We start from the raw sequence: 21,889 nt of genomic DNA on the forward strand, positions 1-21,889 counted from the left end.
GTATCTGCCCCCTTGGTATGTCTATGTTGGTACCAGCTCTACTAGTCCTTTGAATAAATTACTGTATGAGGTAGCGGTCTCTACAGGTATTCACCTAGTGTATATATACTCAGTCGTATTCACTGCGAGGTGGTGCTAGATAGCATAGCTATAGGGTCTCCGTCTCTGTTGGTTATGCACTTCTCTGTAGGTTCACCTCTGTAGTCGTACTCTGTGGTTAGTGGTGAGGAGGCATACTCTGGAGGGGTACTAGTAGGCTGACTCAAGGGTGATTACTTTCAGAGTCATATGACCTTATAGTTCCTAGATTGGATATCCCAACAGGCGCCGCATCGAGGGGGAGGTTTTGCTATTTAGTATCACCTAACAGTTACTTTAATTGGTTAGAGATTGCACCTTGCTTACTTCTTTTTAGGTACATCACTCCACAGGAAGAACCAACTCCCTATAGCTACTACCAAGAATGCCACCGAGCCAACAACCCACTTGTTCATCAAGAATTCTTCCATTAGATTACCTCCCAAGTTTTATCGTCCTCATAGTACTTAATACGAGTATAGCTTGCAACCCATCTAGGATTAATCCCGTGAGTTAGACCATCTAGTTTATTCTTAGCGTAAATTAATTTAGCTCTCTGAATAATAGCCATCTCTACGGCTCCACCATTAGCACCTACACAGATAAACTCTTTGCCTTGTAACTCAAAGTGGACACCTAGCTTAAACTTACGTTTCTTTTCTTTCTTTTTAAATAGTCCAAACATTTCGTTCCCCCCTTAGTTCTCATAAATAGTTATTCTATTCGCTCTCAAGGTTTTCCTATCATTCTTCTTGTAATGTCTACCTCACAAGTGTCCCCTGAATAATTTACCTCTGATAGTTATTGACTCACAAGTCTGTAACCTCTATAATTTTCCTAAACGAATAACTAAAAGAGTGGTCACTCATAGATAAAACCTCATCAGGCTTAACCTCCGCCTCTACTTCCGCTGAAAATTCATTATCCGCTATGGTAGTTGGTGTATGTACACACCCGAATTATCGCGGAAGCGGATACGCTTCGCTCATATTACAAAAAATGATCCAAGACTTTACGAAAGAAGGCCGAACACTTTGTTTATTTTATAACAATCCAGCTGCTGGACGAATTTATAAACGACTAGGATTTAAAGACATTGGAATGTGGACGATGTATCGATAATTAAAAGCCGATTTAAAATCGGCTTTTATACATACTGTGCTATTCCAGCTTCAAAGGCTTTCTTATCATTATTTAGTACACCAAATAATGCTTCTTGAAGAGCAAATGTACTTTTGTAAAAATACATTCGTTCCCTTACTGCTTCTAAATTAGGATAATGTGCTGCAAATAGTTGTAAAAACTCTCCTCCATAACTAGCTAATATACCTGCAAAATCATAAGCAGGATCTCCAATGCTCGCACCACCAAAATCTATGACCCCTGAAATATCCTTTTTTGTTGCACTATATAAGATGTTTGTCATGCCAAAATCCCCATGAACAAGACTCGGTGTAAAATTAAAATGGCTCTCTTCATTTAAATACGTTTCAAAAGATAATGAAACTTCTCTTTTTGCCTCTTCTCTCATGTATGGATAAACATAATCTTTTAATTGACTATATAAACTATTTGTTTCTGCATATATATCCGCACTATCATTTTGCATAATACCTTCAAATGTGGATAACGGAATTTCATGCAATTCTTTTAAAAATCCCGCCAATGTGCACGCAAGTTTCTGTAATTGCTTTTCATCATTTATTCCCGTAAAAGTATTTTTCCAAAACGGTTCCCCTTCAATCATTTCATATCCTGCAAATACTTTTCCTAGCACTTCATCTTGCAATCTTTGATAACTTGGATCAGGAATTTGGATCGTAATAAATGGTCGTATTTTCTCCAGTAACTTTGTTTCTACTCGAAGTTTTTGAATACCTTTTTCATATTTCGGAAAACGAAATACTATATTATCATTTATAATTAAAACATCATTATTTTGGCCAATTTCATTTACATGTGCCAATTTTATTTGTAGTTCAGGATACACACTTTGTAAATACGCTACATACTCATTTTCTTTTCTCATGCTTTCTCGCTTCCCTCATTCAGACTATTATACTCACTTCAAAGTCATAATTACCTGCCTTTCAACAAACCCAAACTCTTCGTACATCTCTTTTGCAAAATTCCCAGTAAATACATTCGGCCTAATTTCTGAATATTTCTCCTTTAATTCCTTAATACCAGCTTCCATCAGTTCTCGCGATAATCCTCTCCCGCGATATTCTGGGAAAACGTACAATTCATATATAAATCCAAGTTTTTCACGAGAAAAATAGTCTGTATTTTCCCCTATTAATATCCATCCCATTACTTTATTTGCTTCTTTAACGATTAAATAATATGCTCCTTTTTCTACAATCGGCTTTGTAATTTCAATCGCTTTCTCGGTACTTAATTGACAATTCCCTCTCGTCCCTTCAAAAAGCGATTGCGCCGCATATTTTAATATTTCATTGGTATCTTCTTGATTCGCCTTAATTATCATTTTTCACAACTCCCCTTGAATAATAGGCATTACTATCCCTTGTTCAAGATTCTCCGCTTCCATAACAATTGCCGTTAATCCTTGTTCTGTACTTGTTTCATGGAGCTCTCCCTTCTCCCAAAACACAGCTTGTCCCGCCTCTACCTTTATCTTTTTTTTATTTGCCCCACATACATATCCTGCTCCGTCCACAATAAGAAGCAGTTGAGATACAACTGCTTCATGATTACCGATGATTCCATTCTCGTGTAAATGCATAGCACCGATATGTACATTTCCTTGATGGTTTACTATTTTCGACATTATGAAATTAGATTGAAATACTGATATGTGCTTTCCTACTTTTTCACTAAAATCAAAAATTTTCATTGCTAGTCCTCCTTATACGTATAAAACCATCCTTACTGTCTGCATCATATGTCCTTCAAAGTCTTCTTCAAATTGCTCTAATTCAGCAAAACCTTTCGCTTCATAAAAGCGTTTTCCTTTTTCATTTGCTGCTTCTACATGTATGTACAATTTACGTATCCCATTTAATTCCTTAATCCCTCTTTGTAATAAAGCACTTCCGATCCCTTTTCCTTGCTGATCTGGTAACAAATAAATCGCACCTAATTCCGCTTCATTTTGTAGTCTAACAGGTGAAAAGTTAGCAAATCCTATTACTTCTCCCTCTTCTTCCGCAACGAATAAATGTGTATTTTTAAGACGATATTTCATTTTTTCATCAGAATATGCCTCGTCTAAAAAACTGTCTTGAATTTCTCTTGGAATAATGCCTTCATATGTATCATGCCAAGCTATTTTCGCTACTGATTGTACAGCCTGAATATCTTCTTGCTTCATTTCTCTAATTATATATGTCATCTCGATGTCTCCATTCTCTTTAAATTATATTCTGCTAATATACTAGAAGAAATGGCAGAACCATTTTTATAATTCACCTTAATTAATTTTAATTTCTCAATTGAAGCTGTTGCAAAATCAAATTTTTCATAAATATATTCCATTACACTTAAAAACTGCTTTGTATGTAATCTATTTGCAACCGTACAATGCGGAACCCATTTTCCCGGTACGTAATATGAATTTGGATTGTCATGAAAATTTTTAAAATAATCATGATAAGAATGATGAAGTTTTAACAATTCATCGGTAACAATCGGTGCTAGAAAGACCGTTCCATTAGTAGGAAAAATTCCAACAGAAGGAAAAGTTACTGCGTCCATATTTTCTTGAATAGCTACAAACTCCCCTAGTTTCTCCGTATACAAATGAACATCTAACTCATTATAATCCGCAATCGTAATATGAGGTTCTACTCCAGCTAATTGATTTGTTCCCATCATATTCGTTAATTCATTTTGCAGTTCTGTAATTTTATTAGTAAATACACGATCAAATGTAGCAATAATAGCGTACAATCTTTCTCACCCCTTCGTTACACATAGTGCTTCCCATTCTTCACGAATCATTCCCATTCGAATAGAATCATAGTATGTTCCTTTATAATAACGACACTTTCGCATTCTACCTTCTAAGCTCATTCCTATTTTCTCCGCTACTTTCATCATTCGTTCATTGCCAGACCAAGTCGTGATTCCTACTCTACCAATCTCCATTTTTTCAAATAGCAAATCTCTATATAATGTCAATGTTTCTGTACCGTATCCACCATTCCAGTATGTTGGGTCATAAATCACAAGCCCCATCTCTAACCAACGCGTCGGTTTATATTCCCAATAAAACCCGACTGTCCCAATGATTTGACCGTTATTTTCTATAATTAAATTTGACAGTGGTTCTTCTTTCAAACGAGTTTGCATCTTCTCTTTATAGGAAGAGTATTCTTGCATTGAGAACGGGAAATATGGCGCATCCCATTTCTTCCACTCTGGGCTTTCTTCTTTAAATATGATATTCCATAATGTTTCTATATCCGATTCTTCTATTGTACGAATTGTAACTTTCTTCCCCTTTAATACAACGTTTTGCATAATTCCCTCCTGCATTCACCTTTATTTCATATATAATTATAATGTTTTTTCAGAAAAATCAAAACTAATATCATATATTATATTGTATAATTTTGTTATAAGATACCAATTATTGATTTAGAAAACTGGTGATTCAATGAATAATCAATTTAGTATTGCTTTATTTCTCACTATTATTACGACAAATATTATTCTATATTTCTTCTTACCATCAAATATTGTTACGAAATGGGACTTCAATGGAACGCCTACATCAACAATGGATAAAAGCACTTTTGTAATCGTAAATATAATTATATGTTCCTTCTTATTCTTTGTATTTTTAGCTTTATCTAAAGCAGCGAGTAACCAGAAATTTCTCCATTGGATCGGCAACACAATGTTACTATTCTTATTTTTTGTCGATATTGTCATTGCCCTCATCGCTCTTGGCTTTTCACTTCCTCTTGATCATTTCATATTTTTAGCATTAGGGCTTTTATTTATATTAATAGGTTATTTCAGTTCCAAAATTGATACGACTAAATCAACCGTTTCATTAGAATGGAATGATAAGCACCTCGAAAAAAGAGCTTCAAATATTAGTAGTATTTCAATGATGATAGCAGGTATTTTTTTAGCGATACTTCCTTTTAGCGTTTCTGCTTCCTATAGAGGTTATGGCATACTAGCAATTCTTTTAGGAATGACGCTTATCATTCTACCGAGTACGATTTATTTACTTATTAAAGACAGCAAGCAGTCCACTAATTTAAAAGGTTAATTGAAGTACGAAGGCGCAAAATAGGCAATAAAAAATAGGAGGTTACATCCCTCCTATTTCAGCTCAAGCAAAATGCCTTTCTCTATCCACCCCTCTACACCATCTTTTTTAATTAAATCATATCCTGAACAACTACCATCAATGAGAGAAACGATCTCTCCTTTTCTAACGCTTATTTGCGCACAAGAAATATCAGTTTTCACTGTATATTCACCTGACTCAAGTTGTTTCATGTATTCATTTTTTACAGTGAGTAATTTATTTGTTTCCTTTTGTTTACATATTGTGTAATCTTGCATCTTCTCGATAGGCTCTATGTAATAATACGGATATGTCACTCCGCCCTGCATTTCTGAATTCGCATTAAAATCCGCTATTACTTCGTACCCTGGAAAATAGTCTACATATGTATAAGAAAACGTATCGCCCGTTTGTTTCCTCTGAATGATAAATGCATTTAATTGTCCTGCTTCTTTAATTGCATTTCCTCCATCTATTGCAATAATTTTTTTCTCCTCATCAATAACTGGATTGTTAGACGGTGCTTCTTCAGAATAGTTCACGACAGGCCAATGACCAACTATTACATACTTATTTGCTTTATGTGATTTATTAAAAAACTCTGGCATTGCTATCGCATTTTTGCGCTCTGTTTCTTTCCAATCTACTCTATCTTCTAGCCCGGCATGCACAAAAATATAATCTTCTGTTTCAATCGCTGTCGGTAACTCCGTTAGCCAATGTATTTCTTGTGAAAATTCACTTTGCAATGCTTCTCTCACTTCACGAATTGAAGTGCCTTCATGAACTGAAAAATCCAATTGCTCTAGCCATTCATTAAAAATCGAATGCTTTCTCGTACATAAATAATTAATAAGACGAGGATTTTCATTTAGAAGAGCATCAACTAAAACTTCACAATTTCCTTCAACAACGTGAACCTTTGAATTGTTCTTTACAAGGTTCATAACATAGTTTACTACGCCTACGCTATCTCGTCCTTTCTCGCAAAGATCTCCATTAATAATTAAATAATCTTCATCTTTAAAGTTAACTTTATGTAGTGCTTCTTTTAAAAGATTTAATTCTCCATGAATATCAGATATGACGATAACTCTAGCATCATTAGGGATTGATAGTTTCTTTATTTTCTTCAAGTATAAGCGCTCCAATCATTCTCTTTATTAAATTAAAATAATTCGACAAAATACACTATATAACCTTTTCAAATACATATACCATAACTTACAACCTATTTACGGTTTAATAATAACTTAAAAAATAAGAAGAAGCTGTTCCCAACTTTTGCGGGACAACTTCTTCTTATTTTTTATAATTCTTTATGAAAAGAATAACTCACTTTATCATACCCTTCTCTTTCATAAAAACGATGCGCATCAATTCTTGCAAATGCTGATGTGAGGACGATAGATTCACATCCGTTTTCCTTTCCCCAGTTCTCTATATACGAAAGTAATACATTTCCATGTCCTTTTGAACGATGTGCGTCTGCCGTTACAAGGTCATATACGAAAACGTGCTTCTTATTATAAAAGTTCGTACAAATCGCTACACCTGCAAGGCTAACAACTTCATCCTCCTCATTACGCAGCGAAAATAGTTTATAATTTTCTTCTTTCATATTTCGAAATAAAGAGCTTGTTTCCTCTTTTGAAAGTTTCGTTCTTAATTGCTGTAAAACAGGTAATACTTCATGTAATTGCTCTTCTGTTACTACTTCTTTAACATTCATTTTTAACTCTCCTCTAACTATTTATTTAATTTTCTAAATGTTATATCATTATTATAGAAAGTAACTGCCCTTTACTTAAGTGACAGTTTAAGTATTTATTATAAGGCCAGTTTTAAAGGAGAGTTTTATATGGATTTTACTATCCCATTGCAATTACAAAGTAACACACCTATTTACTTGCAAATTTACGACTATATAAAAGCTGAAATTATACAAGGGAGTATTTCTGTTGGCACACGTCTACCCTCACACAGAAATTTAGCATCACAACTTAATATTAGCCGCATCACTGTTGAATCAGCTTATCAACAATTATTAGCTGAAGGTTATGTAGAAAGTAAACCGAAACGTGGTATTTTTGTAGCAAATTTCGATATTGACGTTATCCCAAATAAAAAACGAAATGCAGCAAAGAAGACGAACAATTTGATAGACGAACAATTTGAATATGATTGTAGCCAAGGGCTTATTGATCAAAATGCATTTCCGATTACAAATTGGAAACGAGCATTACAAGAATCCATACTTACATACGAAAATGCACTATTTGCCAAAGAAGATCCTCAAGGTGAATTCGCTCTTCGAGAGCATATATCAACATATTTATATCATTCTCGCGGTGTACATTCTTCACCTGATCAAATTGTGATCGGCGCCGGAACACAGCCACTTCTCTGGCTACTACTTCAACTGCTTGGCCCTACAAAAGAATACGGCATTGAAAACCCTGGATTTCACCGTATACACGCAATTATTAAAAGCTGTGATAGACAAATTCATCCCATACCATTGGATGAAAAAGGGATTGATATTTCTAGTTTATACAATACAAATGCCAATGTCGCATACGTTACACCATCACACCAATTTCCACTCGGGATTATTATGCCTTTATCTAGAAGAACAGAATTGTTAAAGTGGGCTAATGATTGCAATGGATACATTATTGAAGATGACTATGACGGAGAGTTTCGCTACGCTGGTAAGCCAATTCCTTCTTTACAAAGTCTTGATTCAAATGAACGCGTTATTTATATGGGAACTTTCTCAAAATCTTTTTTACCTTCTTTACGAATGGGATATGTTGTTTTACCACCACATCTTTTTAAAACATATCAAGAACTGCATGGAATTTTCAAACAAACAGTCGCTACAATACAACAACTTGCTTTTGCTAACTTTATACAAAGCGGGAATTGGGAACGTCATCTTAACCGGAGTCGTACACTATATAAAAGAAAACATCATGCGTTAGTAAAATCCATTATGAAAGAAATGGGGGCTAATGTTCAAATTCTTGGCGAACAGTCCGGACTTCATATTGTTTTATGTGTCCATAACAGTATGAATGAAAACGAACTGATTGAATCCGCTAAAAAACAAAGCGTTAAATTATACCCGCTTTCTCCATATGATTTCGTGAATGATTTACGTAAGGAATCATACGTATTACTCGGTTTTGGTAGCATTCCAGAAAATAAAATTGAAACGTTGGCTATATTATTGAAAAACGCTTGGTTCCCTAGTTGCAAGGAAACTTGTTAACAGTGGGTTTAACTTGTAACATACTAACAATTCAACAAAATAAAAAAGAAGGCTGTTCCAAAATAACTTTTTGGACAGCCTTCTGCTAGTTATTCACCTGACCTAGCTTTCCTTCCCGGACGTTTCACACCAGTCGTTTCTGTTGAATAAGAAGCTTCAATTATAGCGGTTGGATCTACAGAGAGAACGAGATCTTTCATTTTCGGATAAATGAATCGGTTTGTAATACAATAAATGATTCTCTTATGCTCCCCTAAAAAACCACCTTCTCCATGTAGATACGTAACAGATAGTTGCAATTCTTTCATAAGTAAATCGCCTATTTCTTTATTCTTACCAGAAATAATCATAACGCTCTTACCTTGATTTATACCATCTAATATAAAATCAATCATTTTCGTAACAATATAGAAAATGGCTAATGAGAACATCGCTTGTTCGATTGAAAATAAAATGGCAACAAAGATGAAAATAACTGCATTTACTGCAAGTAAAAATGTACTAATCGGTACATTAAAGTGTTTATTCATCCAAACTGCTAACATTTCCGAACCGTCAATTGCTCCACCCATTTTAACAACAATCCCAACACCAATTCCGAACAGCACTCCACCATAAAGTACAATTAATAACTCAGAAGTCGTAATTGCTGGAAATGGTTTTAAATAAATTAATCCGAGTGTTGTAACTACATTCGCATAAGATGTACGGATAAAAAATTTCTTTCCCATTACTTTTGCAGTAAATAATAAAATTGGGATATTAATTCCTAAGAACACACCATAAAGCGGCAATCCTGCGACTTTATTTGCCATAATAGCAATAGCCGTTACCCCGCCATCTACTAATCCATTAGGTGCTAAAATAAGCTCTAATGAACCTGCTACTATAATTGAGCCAATTGTTAATAATACGTATTCAAATACTTTCTTCATTCATTACCCCCAAAACTTATATATTTTCTTAGTATTATTTTAACGTAATTTTACTACTAATTCAAAGGTATCGATTTATATACAAAAAAGTTTCACCTTTATCGCTATTTTTATGTAACACGTAATACTAGAAACACACTTACAAATTAAAAGTAAGTGTGTTTCTAACATCTATTTAATCTTTACGTACGGCTTCATTTTTAATTCAAATATTTCCTCAACTGCCCTTTGATATCCACCAGCATTTCTAAGCGACTCTCCCACTTTACGACTATTTTCCTTAAACGTCACATCATCCATTACTTTCTTTACAGTCTCACGTAACAATTCAGAAGTTAACTCGTTACGATTAAGTGTTATGCCTGCCCCTACTTCAATCAATCGTTTTGCAACGAATGGCTGATCTCCTGTTACCGGAATTACAACTAATGGAACACCGTAATATAACGCTTCACTCGAACTATTCATACCACCATGTGTCACGAATACATCAGCATGCTGTAAAACTTCTAATTGCGGGACATAATTATACAACTTAAAGTTTTTCGGGATATTTTCAAATTGACTTATATTTATCTTCTTACCAACGACTAATACGACTGTCGCATCTACATCTTTAAACGCTTCAAAACATTTTTCATACAAAGCAGGTTGTTCATTAAAAACTGTTCCCATAGAAATGAAAATCACTTTTTCATTTTTTAAATCTTCGGTAGGAAAACTCCCCACTTCTTTTCGAGTAGCAACTGATGGACCTACAAATTTATACGATTCATCAAATAAATCTGAACGCGGCTGATATTCTTTTGAAGTATATACAATCGTAATATCACCAGGATGGTTCATAATATCATACATACTATTACATTTCATTCCATACTGCTTATTCCATCTTTCCATTCCCGCTAAACAAGATTGATATAATGGATTCATTTCGTCTACTTGTCTCGATTCTTGCCCATCATGAAAATTAATGTACTGATTAACAGCAAACGTTGTACAAGATGAAACGCTTGGTAATTGTAAAATATTCGCTATAATACGTCCTACTGGAAAATGATTATCATATATTAAATAATCATATTTTTCCTCTTTTGTTTCTTCTACAATTTGAGTAACAATACGCTCTGATGCTTCAATCATATGAGATAGCATCGTCAAAGGGCTCCCACCTTCATTTACTCGTTCCATAATATTAATTTGAGAGAGAAAATTCTCAAACACTCGGAATTCTGCACCTGTTGCTTCAATCTTCTTTCTATAATCTTCAATACAATACGAAACAACTGTTTCTCCTCGTTGGATTAACTCACTTACAATAGCTAAAGTCGGATTAATATGACCTTCCCCAGGGAAATTTATTACGAGTACATTTGCCATAATATTCTCTCCTATCCAGTCAATCTTATAAAGTTAACAATTAATTATATTAATTAATTTAAGTCTATTATAAATGAATGCATTCTACTTCTTCATGCTTTTCTCTTCATTTTATTATTGAGAAATATTTTCTATAGTCTACATTATTGTGATTCACAATCTTATAAATGAATGCTTAATTTTACTTTTACTCTTCATAGATTTAAAGATATGAGTCTTACATTCAAGTCTTACTACTATATTTTTTTAGACAATTCACACAAAAATGTAGAAATATAATGTTTTTAATGAATTTTCGCTATAAATGTAACTATGCTTTCAATCTTTTTATCTTTATCCTCATAACACATCATCTGTTATATAATAAATTTATAGAATTTACAGAAAAGGGAGTCTTTTCATGCTACAACAACTATTCAATTCAACTATTCTATCCGTTCAGGCCTTGCACCCAGGTTATGAAGATCATGCAAGTGATGTTTTTCTCGTTCAAACAGAAGATACAGAAGTTATCGTTCGTACTTCTAAAATGAATGAAGAACCAAATAATGATTTTTGGTGGGGATGTAAAAATCTATTTGGAATTGATCCAAGGAACGTCCATCATTTAGAAACTGTACATACATTGCTACAAGAACATACGAATCTTCCTATCCCAACAATATTAGAAAAACATGTTTTAAATGGCCGTGAATTTGTGGTGGTCGAAAAGTTAGTAGGTAACACAGTTCAATCTTTTATCGAGCAACCAGATTCTATTTTATTTAGCCTAGGAAAAGGACTTGCAGAAATACATAAGTTTAAAGCTGATTTTATAGGAAATCCGTCAGGCACGTTCCAAGTTCCACTAGATGAATTCCAATCACATATTTTAAACGTGAGTAAAGAGCTTGTGAATATGTTTTATTCCGATGATGAAAGCATACAAAATGCTTTTCCTACCTTTGAATCACAGCTTTCTTCCCTGTCCGTACCAAAAGAAGCTACACTCGTCTTACTTGATATGGACCCTACCCAATTTTTATATGACGGTACAACTATTACGGGTTTAGTAGATACTGAAGCTTACGCGGTTGCCCCGCGAGAGTTTGATTTTATCGGACTAGAATATGTACTTACCGAAAAAGAAGCACATGCCTTTAAAAGTGGTTACGAAACAATTATGCCTATTCCTCATCTTGAAGAATGTAGACGACCATATCGTTATTTATACCGACTGTTATCTGTGCAAGGTAGTGTGGAATTAAAGGAATGGTTAAGTCACCCATCCTATTTTTAAATACAATTGAGAGGGAGTATACAATGGATATTCAGAAAAAGCGTTCTGTAACAGAAAGTGAAATACAGCAAATGAAGGATTTGGCTTATATTTGCGGGCAACAAGACAATCTTGATTACTCTTCAGATTTACATATCAACTTTTTAAAAAATCGAAATGAAGATCATATAAACGATTTTCTTCTTTATAACGGTACTCAATTAATTGGCACTTTAAATATGTATGATTTCGAAAGACCAACAAAGCTTGAACTAATAGGCTTTGTACATCCTCATTTTAGAAAACAACGTTTCGGAACTACCCTTTTACAAACTGCAATGAAAGAAATACAAAATAGAGAGGCAGATGAAGCTCTTCTTATTATCAATGGGGATTCTATTTCTGGGAATGAATTTGTAAAACATATGAAGTTACCGTATTTATATAGTGAATATAGTATGGAGTTCAAAACAAACGAAATTCAAAAAACAACAGAAAGTAATATACAGCTTACTCTTGCAGCTTCAGAATCACTTCTTGACCTTATTGAAATTTCTAGTAAAGCTTTTGGTGATTCAGTAGACAATACGGCTACATGGTTACAAAAAATGATGACTTCACCTTCTCATAAAGTTTACAGTGCTCTTATTAACGAAAAAGCTATTGGAACAATTACAGTTACTGAGCAAGAACAATCTACTACACTATCAGGATTCGCCGTTCATCCTTCTTATCAAGGTAAAGGATATGGAAAAGATATTCTTAGTTATATGGTACATACCCTTATTACAGAAGGAACTTCAACAATTGAATTAGACGTCGAAACGAAAAATAACCATGCTTTAAAACTATATACACAATGTGGTTTTAAAATTAAAACGAAGCATGACTATTATAATTTAATGAATAGCACGGAGAATATTTATGTCTAAAAAACTTATTTATTCTGATTACGATATTTTCGCATCTATTTATAATAAACATTGGGGACATTTTGCCGAACACTCCTATCTTGCTTTTGAAAAACTCGTTTTACAATATGCACAACCACATTCTCATATTTTAGATCTTTGTTGCGGGACTGGTCATCTTACTAGGAAACTACTTGATAACAATTTTGTAGTAACTGGTATAGATGGTTCTACTCAAATGATTGAATATGCACGTGAAAATGCGCCAGATGCAACCTTTTTCGTCGATGACGCTCGCTATTTCAATATAAATGAGCAATTCCACTACGTCATCTCTGCCGGTGATAGTTTAAACCATATTATGAATTTAGATGAACTAAAAAGTGTGTTTCACAACGTTTACTCCGTATTACATAACGAGGGTATATTCGCATTTGATATGAATATGGAAAAAGGATTTCTTGAAAACTGGATTGCTTCGTTTCATATTTCAGAGAAAGAATATGTTTGTACGATTGACTCTACATTTGATAATAAAAACAAAAAAGCAGAAATGAATTTCATATTATTTACACGTGATACAAATGATATTTGGAAAAGAAGTGACTTTTCTTTTAAAGAAACATGTTACACTAAAGACGAAATTACTCATGCATTACAATCTGTAGGTTTTAAAAATATTCAATCGTACGGTACAAATAGAGCATTTTTCACTTGCCAAAAATAAAAAAACTGAATCTAAATGATTCAGTTTTTTCTTAATATATTTACAACTGCAGTTGTTTCGTCATTTTCTTTATAAACACGCGGAATTCTTCTATCTAGCATACATGTAACTTCATAGTTTATTGTACTTAACATATCCGCTATTTCTTCTACTGTGATATTTTCTTCACCTTGTTTACCGTAGAATACTACTTCGTCTCCTACTTGTACTGGCATCGCTTTTGAAACATCCAACATTAACTGATCCATACAAACACGGCCAATTACAGGTACTCGAACCCCGTTAATTAACGCATAGCCTTTATTAGATAATTGACGATTATAACCATCAGCATAACCAATTGGTACAGTCGCAATCCATTCTTCACCAGTTGTTACATACGTATTCCCATAACTTACACCACGATTTTTCTTCGCATGTTTAATATGAGCCACTTTTGATTTTAACGACAACGCAGGCTGTAAAGAAACGACTGAATGATCCACCTCTTTTGATGGATACATACCGTACACTCCTATTCCAACGCGCACCATATTTTGAAATGTGTTACTTAATTCCATTGATCCTGCACTATTTGAACTATGAATATATGGTATTTGAATTCCTAATTCTTTCGCTGTATTAACAGCTTTTTCAAATAAACTTGTTTGCATATTCGTATATGATTTATCGATTTCATCTGCCGTAGAGTAATGCGTAAATATCCCTACTACTTCTATATACTCCATACGGTTTAATTCTTCTAAAAATGGTTTAACTTCTTCTTCTTGTAAACCGATACGACTCATTCCCGTATCAATTTTCACTTGAATTTGTACTTTCTTTTGAAGACGGTTTGCAATTTCATTTATACCATGTAAATCTTCTACTCTATAAACAGTCATCATAACGTCATATTGAATTACATCTTCTACAGCCGCTACTGGTGTGTATCCTAAAATTAAAATCGGCACAGTAATTCCTGCTTCTCTTAATTCTATTGCTTCATCTACAAATGCAACTGCAAGTTGATTTATTCCAGCTTCAATTGCAGCTTTGGCAACTTCAACTGCCCCATGGCCATACCCATTCGCTTTTACAGCAGCCATCATCTTAATTTCTTCATCATTTACATGTTTTTTAAATTCTTTTACATTATGTTTTACAGCATTTAAGTCAATTTCTACAATTGTATCTCTTCCATATTTCAAACTCATTGGTCTAACTCCTAACTCAATAATTGCATTCCATTCTATTTCACGTTTCATATGACCTTTTACAATATAATACTTTTCATTATGCTAGTCAAACTACTAGAATTTTCGGAATTTTGAGTATGATATAATATCCTCAAGAAACTATTATATACGGAGACGAGGAGAATTACAATGTTTGTTCAATCTGCATTACATCAACTAAAAGTTGCTATTGATACTTCTATTTATATGCTTAACCAATATAGTGAAAACGATTTAAAAATACAACCGATTCACTCAAAACGATCATTATTTGAAATGTGTACACATCTTTCTCTTATTTGTCATGCTGATTTGCTCATTTTAAATGGTATTCCAGAAAAAGAATTACATACCTTTTATATAGAACATACGCCCGTAACAGTTGCTCAAATGCAACAAACGATGATTGAAGGATACAACCTTCTCTCCAAAACATTTCTTTCCTACTCCCAAATAGAATTAGCAGAAGTTATGACTGCCTATTGGGGTATTTCTTATTCGCGCTTTGAATGGTTACTTGAAATCGTTGCACACTTTTATCATCATCGTGGACAAATTCATCTTTTATTATGTGAGCATATGAAAGATCCTCGCATTCCTTTATTTGAGTGATTTTCCACTTATTCATTAATTATAAATAGAGAAGCTACAAAACCAATAAAAAGTAGCATTCCTAATAAAATAAATGTTTGAGCATACCCTCCTATTTTCATTAGATAAATAGAAATGATAGGTCCTATACTAGTACCTAAAAATAAAATAAAAGTATAAATAGATACTGCTATTCCCCTCGCTTTCCCTCCTAATTGACCTACAAGAGAAACTAAAGACGGAACGGATATAGCAATACCTATTACAAAACAGACACTCATCATTACAAGTAGAGATAGATACGAAACAAAGCCCATTGAACTTAGACTAAAAATAGCGATCAACAATCCTCCCTGAAGAACTTTTCTTACTTTAAACCTCTTCGTTAAACGACCTGCAAGCGGTGATAGCAACATACCAAATAGCCCCGCTAAGCGAAAATAAAGAATTTGTTCTGCAGTTAAATTGTAAGTAGGAGAGCTCAAATAATTCCCTAAAACAGTATACATATTAACAAAAGCCATTAATAAAACAAATGCAATTATATAGCTTAATACTAAGCTTTTATTTGTAAAAACTTTACCCATCTGTTTAATTGGCCCCAAAATATCAGTATAGGATTGAGACGTCTCTCCTTTCGGAAGAAAATAATAAACCCATATAGCAGTACTTATATAGACAATGCTAAGAAGAAAGAAAACCATATGCCATCCAAAATGCTGACTAACAGCAGTACTTATTACCTGCCCTACAATTCCAGCTACTAAAAAACCAGTACTAACAAATCCTATTGTTGTAACCCTTCTTTCTACTGGGAACATTTCTACAACGTAGGCTAGCGCTACTGGAGAAAATGTAGCTGCTGCTATCCCTTGTATACCTCTAAAAATAACAAGCCAAAATAAACTATCTACAAACCCTAAGCAAAAAGAAACAATCGACAGTGCAAGCAATCCAATAAAAATCACTTTTTTTCGTCCATATTTATCAGAAATTGCCCCAAATAACAAACACCCTATAGCAAAGCCAACAGAAAATATACTTCCTGTAGCTGCCGATTGTGCTAATGACGTATTAAAAATGTTTGAAAATAGAGAGATTAAAGGTATTGTTACATATAGGCTAGACATAACTACCATACCCGACCAACATAATACTGCTGTCATTATTGTATAATTCTTTTCACTATTTACTTCCTTTCCTATTTCCATCATAAACTCTCTCCCTTATTACGATTTGTTTTTATTAGTTTAAACTCTCTAAATTACTAAAATAGCATTCCTTTAACTCTTATTTATTTTAATTACATAGCAAAAATTATCACCGTTCATAAAGTTAGTTAAGCATATAATAAGGTAAGCTAATTATATGTCCAAATAAATAAGTTGATCTTCATAATCAACTTATTTACCTACCTTCTCCTAATTTCACCTGCATAGTTGTTTGCATTTTATTTAATAGCTTTTCTAAAACTTGACGCTCTTCTTGATTAAAGCCATCAACTAACGAAGCGCAAGATAACCAAAAAGTTGGTAAAGAATGTGTAACTAGTTCTTTTCCTTTCGGAGTAATTTTCACCTTTAATCTTCTTCGATCTTCAGAATGGTGGAATCTTACGATTAACTCTCGTTTCTCCATCCAATCTAATAAGCCAGTGACAGAAGCACGTGTAATCCCTAATCGACTCGCAATATCCGAAGGACTCATGTTCACCTCTTCCCCATTCGCTTCCATTTCACGCAAAATAAACAATAGTAAAAAATCTAATTTACTCTCTGAAATACCAAGCGGAGCTAAATCTACGTCAACCGCATCAAGAACATTATCAGACGTCCATAACATTAACAAACCAAGTTTTGCTGCGATTGGATCCGTTTCCGCTGACGCTGTCTTTTTGATTAACTCTGCGTACGGCTCAATCCCTAAAGGAAGAGAATCTTTTCTTGAATCCATTCATCTTCACTCTCCTTTCTCATTAAATAATTAGCTTACCTAATTACTTTCTCATTATACTCATATTTTTCCTTTTATTGCAAGCACATTGTTGAACAAAAAAATCCTATTATTAAAACAGGATTTTTCACACTGACTAGCTATCAGTTTTAAATAATGTGCAACTTCTTTAAGGCATAATAAATTCCGCCTTCACTCGCCTTCGTTGTAACGAAATCAGCCCTTCTCTTCAACTCCTCTCCACCATTTCCCATCGCAACTCCTAATCCTACATACTGCAACATCTCAATATCATTTCCACCATCACCAAAAGCAATGGCTTCTGATTTACTAATATTTAAATGTTCCAATACTTTTTGAATTGCAGTTAGCTTCGATACTTTACTATCTTCCAATACATTCATAACGTAACCATGAAAACGGTCAAACGTAAGTGCTGGATATCTTTCAATGAATTTTTGAGCTTCTGCTTCATCAGCATACAGACATATGCAATACATCTCATCTGACAAGTTTTTAACTTTGTCAGGATACCGCTCTAAATTTAAAGTTTCATTTAACGCTCGTATGACACGTTCATCTTTGGAGGCAATATCATTCATTGCAAATTCTTCTGTAAAGTAAGAAACACTGTGACCATGTAATTCAGCAAAATTTGAAATATCATGAACGATTTCGCTTGAAAGTACTGATTTATGTATAACTTTTTCCCCACATTTTATATGTGCACCATTTGCAGAAATATACGTTTTTATGCCTAGCCCCTTAAATTGTGAGCATAAACTATATGGTCTCCCTGTTGTAACAACTACGTGAATCCCCTTATCTATTAATCTTTGTACCGCTTCTTTTGTACTTTCGTGCATACTTCTATCAATCTCGCTTAAAAGCGTACCGTCAACATCAAAAAATGCAACTTTGTACATAAGTCTTTACATCCCGTCCAAATGATTCGTATCATTAATGAAATGCACCGTTTTTTGTTCACCCTCAATTTCAATTAAACTTATTCCCGTATCTCCCATTTTGAAATAGTAGTCCATTGAAATTGGCATATTGAAAAATGCACGTAATAGACTATTAATTACGCCTCCATGGGCAACAATCGCAATTCGATCATATGTATTCTCTGTCACAATTTTAGAAAAAATCCCTTCTATTCTCATTCGAAACTCAATAAATGACTCTCCGTTTTCAAAACGGTCATGAAGAAATTTTGGCTCTGGATATTTCTTTGCTTCTTCAAATGATAAGCCAGCTTGTATTCCATTATTAAACTCCATTAATTCCTCTTCTAATTGAATTGGACAACCAATTGCTTCTGCTAATGTTTCACCCGTTTCGCGAGCGCGTTTTAATGTGCTTGCCCAAATGAAATCTGGTGCAAAATCTTTTTTCACTTTCTGTACAAGTCTTTGTACTTGTCGTCTCCCTTTGTCAGTCAACTCAAAATCAGCTCGTCCTTCATGCACATGTAAGATATCAGCTTCTGATTCTCCGTGGCGTATTAGTATTATTTGCATGTTTCTCTCCCCCTTTATTTAACATTCACAAAATTCTATTATATCACATTTTAAGATTTCAAAATAAAAAGGAACGGTCTCCCGTCCCTCATCCATTCACTTTTTCCGCATCATTCCAATAATATTTACTAAACGCTTCTGTTAACACATCAATTGTGTTATATAATTCATCTAACGTATTATCAACACCACCAACTTCAATTAACATCGCATTTTTCGATAGATCTTGGTTATAAACGCCATTTCCATCTTTTTTATACTTCGGAAAAATCCCTCTACTTAATCCATAATAGTTTTCATCTAAATAACTATTGATCGCTCTTGCAATTTTTTCATTTTCAGCACGGCCTTCATTTTCCATCCCAATAATAAAATATAATCTTGCATACGATTTTCCATTAATTACTTTTGTTGTTACTTTCTTACGCTGATCATCACGATGTATATCAATCGGAAACGCAATTTTATTATTTTGTGCTAATGCTCCTTTTACATATTCATGAGATGCTTTATATGACTGATACCATACCCACTTTTTACTCGCTAATAAATCACCCATATTCGTTTTATCGTGAATTACTGGAATTCCTTGCCCCTCAAGTTGTTCCTTCATACGTTTTCCTAGTAAGGACACATTTACATCTGGGCTAGATGGATCAGTTGCCCCTGGTAATAATGGAAAGAAGGATTCCCAGCTATGTGTATGATAAATATATACTGCACTTTCACCTTTTTTCGCTCCGTTCTTTTTCTGAACCGGATTATTCTTTTCCGCTTCTGTAACTTTATCTTTTGCTACTTCCCGTTCTTTCGTTACTTCTTCAATCGGTACACTAGATTCATTTGGGATATTCGTCAAGTTTGTCCCTTCCCCAGCTACGATAATATTAGAATAATACTTTGACATACCAGGTACTTCTTTACCGACGAATGTTCTTAAATCTTTAATTTTCAAATCTGTCGCAATAGAGAACATTAAATTCCCAACTGACTCTCTTTTATTCTGCTTAAAATAATCAAATCCGTAATAGTGATTCTCACTTTCTATCATTTGAACAAAACCTTGCATCGATACTTTTCCAAACCATTGATTTGCATAATTCGATTTCATTGTATGTAAAAGTGACGTCAAAATCGACGCTATTATAATTACTATTAGCGCATATAAAAGGAGTAACGAAATTAATTTCTTCCCATGTATTCGAGTTGCATACTTTTTCACTGCATCACCTTCTTTATACATGGATATGTACAAGCTTTTCGGAATATACGCACAAAAAAAGAGAAATGGTATCCCATTTCTCTTCCTCACTTTTATTGTTCTTTTCCTGTATCATTTGAAGGTAGTTTCTTCGCTTGTTTTTCTTTAAATATTTCTCCAATTGCCCCAAGAGTACCAAGTGTTTCAATTGCATTAGACGGAATAAAGACTTTATTTGCTGGTCCTTTTGCAACTTCAGCTAATGATTCGAATGATTTGTAAGCAAGTATGCGCTCATCCAAATTCGCTTCACGAAGCAATTCAATACGGTTTTGTTCTGCTTTTGCGATTTCTTCAATTGCTCGCGCTTCCCCTTGTGCCTCTAATTCTTTTGCTTCTCTTATACCTTCAGCTTCGCGAATACGCGCTTCTTTATCCCCTTCAGCCATCAAGATTTTACTTTGCTTTTCCCCTTCAGCACGAAGAACTTTATCTTGTTTTGCTGCTTCAGCTTCTAAAATAATTGCACGTTTATTACGCTCAGCCTTCATTTGTTTTTCCATTGATGCTTGCACATCTTTTGGCGGGTTAATATCAACAACTTCGACACGTTCAATACGTACGCCCCATTTTTCTGTTGCTTCATCAAGCGCTAAGCGGATTTCTGTTGAAATTTTTTCACGACCAGATAACGTTTCATCCAGTTCCATTTTACCGATAATTTGACGCATCGTTGCTGAAGTAATATTACGAACACCATATTCATAGTTTGAAATACCATATGTCGCAAGTTCTGGTTCAACAATTTGATAGAAAATAATTGTATCTATTTCTACTTGAACATTATCTTTCGTAATTACTTTTTGCGGTGGTACATTCGTTTGTTGAATACGTAAGTCGTGATATACACGAACACGATCTACAATTGGGATTAAAATATTTAATCCTGGGTGCATGATGCGTTGAAACTTACCAAATCTTTCAACAACCCCAACTTTTTGCTGAGGAATAATTTTAATTGTTAATGCGATAAATGTAACTACAATTAGTGCGAATATAATCGTTAACGTTAATGCTACCATATTTATTCACTCTCCTTTTTTACTTGTAATATAGTACTATGCCTCTTTATAACAACGACTTTTTCTCCAGCATCAATTGAAGAATCTGCAATAGCTGTCCAAGTATCTCCATCCACCTTTACAATACCATTCGCTTCATTTGTAATCGCTTGCATAACAATCCCTTTTTTACCAACAAGCATATCTACTGTATCCGTAAAACCTTTTGCTTCTCGAAAGTTTTTTGAAATTCTTTTCGTAAAGAATGTCAAAGTTAAACTTACAATTGCGCCAACAGTAACTTGTAACAGTAGTGCATCAGGAGCAAACAAAGCAATAAGACCTCCGACAACAGCTCCAATTCCAAGCCAAAGCATGTAAAATGTAATCGACAACATTTCTGCAATAAATAAAATACCAGCTATTATAAACCAAATTACCCAAGCAGCCATATGCAACCCTCACTTTCTTTCTCATTTTCTATATGTATATGAAGAAAAGAATG

Annotated in this window: 25 protein-coding genes and 1 pseudogene; 7 read left to right on the forward strand and 19 right to left on the reverse strand. The window is 34.0% G+C overall.

Translation table 11 applies throughout. The features are described from left to right. Positions 1–508: 508 nt before the first annotated feature. Positions 509–763: a hypothetical protein gene (locus MRP26_RS01625; protein ID WP_242805914.1), complete on the reverse strand. Its 255-nt coding sequence runs from the start codon at positions 761–763 to the stop codon at positions 509–511. A gap of 209 nt (positions 764–972) precedes the next feature. Between MRP26_RS01625 and MRP26_RS01630 the strand changes: the two are divergent. After that, positions 973–1,200, forward strand: a pseudogene (locus MRP26_RS01630) (GNAT family N-acetyltransferase); the annotation flags it as partial. 25 nt (positions 1,201–1,225) lie between these two features. Here the strand turns inward: MRP26_RS01630 and MRP26_RS01635 are convergent. The 6 genes from MRP26_RS01635 to MRP26_RS01660 are packed head-to-tail and all read right to left on the reverse strand — an operon-like array spanning position 1,226 to position 4,566. Beyond that, positions 1,226–2,107 carry a phosphotransferase family protein gene (locus tag MRP26_RS01635; protein ID WP_069355473.1) on the reverse strand — a complete coding sequence of 294 codons (882 nt, stop codon included), beginning with the start codon at positions 2,105–2,107 and terminating at the stop codon, positions 1,226–1,228. Between the two features lie 33 nt (positions 2,108–2,140). Continuing rightward, positions 2,141–2,569 (reverse strand): GNAT family N-acetyltransferase, encoded by a 429-nt coding sequence (locus MRP26_RS01640; protein WP_242805916.1) that lies wholly within the window; start codon positions 2,567–2,569, stop codon positions 2,141–2,143. A 3-nt stretch (positions 2,570–2,572) separates the two neighbouring features. Then, complete coding sequence (locus tag MRP26_RS01645; protein WP_053564670.1) at positions 2,573–2,938, reverse strand: cupin; 366 nt, start codon at positions 2,936–2,938, stop codon at positions 2,573–2,575. A gap of 12 nt (positions 2,939–2,950) precedes the next feature. Then, positions 2,951–3,436, reverse strand: coding sequence for a GNAT family N-acetyltransferase (locus MRP26_RS01650; RefSeq protein ID WP_053564671.1), 486 nt, complete (start codon positions 3,434–3,436; stop codon positions 2,951–2,953). Beyond that, positions 3,433–3,993 (reverse strand): 2'-5' RNA ligase family protein, encoded by a 561-nt coding sequence (locus tag MRP26_RS01655; protein WP_078401113.1) that lies wholly within the window; start codon positions 3,991–3,993, stop codon positions 3,433–3,435. The genes MRP26_RS01650 and MRP26_RS01655 overlap by 4 nt, the downstream gene beginning before the upstream one ends. Before the next feature lie 6 nt (positions 3,994–3,999). Further along, on the reverse strand, positions 4,000–4,566 hold the full coding sequence (locus tag MRP26_RS01660; protein WP_001181849.1) for a GNAT family N-acetyltransferase: 567 nt from the start codon (positions 4,564–4,566) through the stop codon (positions 4,000–4,002). 136 nt (positions 4,567–4,702) lie between these two features. Here MRP26_RS01660 and MRP26_RS01665 point away from each other — a divergent pair, with 136 nt between their 5' ends. Continuing rightward, the gene (locus MRP26_RS01665) at positions 4,703–5,329 is read left to right on the forward strand and encodes a DUF1648 domain-containing protein (protein WP_242805924.1); all 627 of its coding nucleotides are present in this window, start codon (positions 4,703–4,705) and stop codon (positions 5,327–5,329) included. A gap of 53 nt (positions 5,330–5,382) precedes the next feature. Here the strand turns inward: MRP26_RS01665 and MRP26_RS01670 are convergent, their stop codons facing one another. Beyond that, positions 5,383–6,486, reverse strand: a complete 1,104-nt coding sequence (locus MRP26_RS01670; RefSeq protein ID WP_053564674.1) for a metallophosphoesterase — start codon at positions 6,484–6,486, stop codon at positions 5,383–5,385. A gap of 173 nt (positions 6,487–6,659) precedes the next feature. Continuing rightward, entirely contained in the window at positions 6,660–7,082 is a 423-nt protein-coding gene (locus MRP26_RS01675) for a GNAT family N-acetyltransferase (protein WP_001101119.1), read from the reverse strand. 129 nt (positions 7,083–7,211) lie between these two features. Between MRP26_RS01675 and pdxR the strand changes: the two genes are divergently transcribed. Further along, on the forward strand, positions 7,212–8,627 hold the full coding sequence (gene pdxR / locus MRP26_RS01680; protein WP_078400799.1) for a MocR-like pyridoxine biosynthesis transcription factor PdxR: 1,416 nt from the start codon (positions 7,212–7,214) through the stop codon (positions 8,625–8,627). A gap of 89 nt (positions 8,628–8,716) precedes the next feature. Here pdxR and MRP26_RS01685 read toward each other — a convergent pair whose 3' ends face one another. Beyond that, positions 8,717–9,562: a YitT family protein gene (locus MRP26_RS01685; protein ID WP_000755126.1), complete on the reverse strand. Its 846-nt coding sequence runs from the start codon at positions 9,560–9,562 to the stop codon at positions 8,717–8,719. A gap of 171 nt (positions 9,563–9,733) precedes the next feature. Next, a complete protein-coding gene (locus MRP26_RS01690) occupies positions 9,734–10,942 on the reverse strand; it encodes a macrolide family glycosyltransferase (protein ID WP_053564676.1) in 1,209 nt (402 codons plus the stop codon). Between the two features lie 400 nt (positions 10,943–11,342). Here MRP26_RS01690 and MRP26_RS01695 point away from each other — a divergent pair, with 400 nt between their 5' ends. From MRP26_RS01695 to MRP26_RS01705, 3 genes are read left to right on the forward strand one after another with little or no spacing between them, the layout of a single operon-like run. Beyond that, complete coding sequence (locus MRP26_RS01695) at positions 11,343–12,221, forward strand: aminoglycoside phosphotransferase family protein (RefSeq protein WP_016512970.1); 879 nt, start codon at positions 11,343–11,345, stop codon at positions 12,219–12,221. A gap of 23 nt (positions 12,222–12,244) precedes the next feature. Beyond that, the gene (locus tag MRP26_RS01700; RefSeq protein WP_069355469.1) at positions 12,245–13,132 is read left to right on the forward strand and encodes a GNAT family N-acetyltransferase; all 888 of its coding nucleotides are present in this window, start codon (positions 12,245–12,247) and stop codon (positions 13,130–13,132) included. Next, positions 13,125–13,838 (forward strand): class I SAM-dependent methyltransferase, encoded by a 714-nt coding sequence (locus tag MRP26_RS01705; RefSeq protein WP_063547110.1) that lies wholly within the window; start codon positions 13,125–13,127, stop codon positions 13,836–13,838. The genes MRP26_RS01700 and MRP26_RS01705 overlap by 8 nt, the downstream gene beginning before the upstream one ends. 20 nt (positions 13,839–13,858) lie before the next feature. Here MRP26_RS01705 and alr read toward each other — a convergent pair whose 3' ends face one another. Next, entirely contained in the window at positions 13,859–15,034 is a 1,176-nt protein-coding gene (gene alr, locus MRP26_RS01710; RefSeq protein WP_002093966.1) for an alanine racemase, read from the reverse strand. A 171-nt stretch (positions 15,035–15,205) separates the two neighbouring features. On the opposite strand from alr, the gene MRP26_RS01715 reads away from it, so the two are divergent. Then, positions 15,206–15,667, forward strand: a complete 462-nt coding sequence (locus MRP26_RS01715; RefSeq protein ID WP_000498006.1) for a DinB family protein — start codon at positions 15,206–15,208, stop codon at positions 15,665–15,667. Positions 15,668–15,675: 8 nt separating this feature from the next. Here MRP26_RS01715 and MRP26_RS01720 read toward each other — a convergent pair whose 3' ends face one another. The 7 genes from MRP26_RS01720 to MRP26_RS01750 form a co-directional block, all read right to left on the reverse strand. Further along, on the reverse strand, positions 15,676–16,857 hold the full coding sequence (locus tag MRP26_RS01720) for an MFS transporter (protein ID WP_069356627.1): 1,182 nt from the start codon (positions 16,855–16,857) through the stop codon (positions 15,676–15,678). 196 nt (positions 16,858–17,053) lie between these two features. Beyond that, positions 17,054–17,599, reverse strand: a complete 546-nt coding sequence (locus MRP26_RS01725) for a MarR family winged helix-turn-helix transcriptional regulator (RefSeq protein ID WP_000378333.1) — start codon at positions 17,597–17,599, stop codon at positions 17,054–17,056. A gap of 149 nt (positions 17,600–17,748) precedes the next feature. After that, on the reverse strand, positions 17,749–18,525 hold the full coding sequence (locus MRP26_RS01730; RefSeq protein ID WP_069355467.1) for a Cof-type HAD-IIB family hydrolase: 777 nt from the start codon (positions 18,523–18,525) through the stop codon (positions 17,749–17,751). A gap of 6 nt (positions 18,526–18,531) precedes the next feature. After that, a complete protein-coding gene (locus tag MRP26_RS01735; protein WP_069355466.1) occupies positions 18,532–19,122 on the reverse strand; it encodes a histidine phosphatase family protein in 591 nt (196 codons plus the stop codon). 88 nt (positions 19,123–19,210) lie between these two features. Beyond that, complete coding sequence (gene spoIIP / locus MRP26_RS01740) at positions 19,211–20,416, reverse strand: stage II sporulation protein P (RefSeq protein ID WP_307838012.1); 1,206 nt, start codon at positions 20,414–20,416, stop codon at positions 19,211–19,213. A 20-nt stretch (positions 20,417–20,436) separates the two neighbouring features. After that, the gene (locus MRP26_RS01745) at positions 20,437–21,405 is read right to left on the reverse strand and encodes an SPFH domain-containing protein (RefSeq protein ID WP_000226254.1); all 969 of its coding nucleotides are present in this window, start codon (positions 21,403–21,405) and stop codon (positions 20,437–20,439) included. Between the two features lie 2 nt (positions 21,406–21,407). After that, positions 21,408–21,836, reverse strand: coding sequence for an NfeD family protein (locus MRP26_RS01750; RefSeq protein ID WP_000741974.1), 429 nt, complete (start codon positions 21,834–21,836; stop codon positions 21,408–21,410). Positions 21,837–21,889 lie beyond the last annotated feature (53 nt).

It is taken from the genome of Bacillus sp. CCB-MMP212, from assembly GCF_022748145.1.
In the GTDB taxonomy this organism is placed as follows: Bacteria; Bacillota; Bacilli; order Bacillales; family Bacillaceae_G; genus Bacillus_A; species Bacillus_A cereus.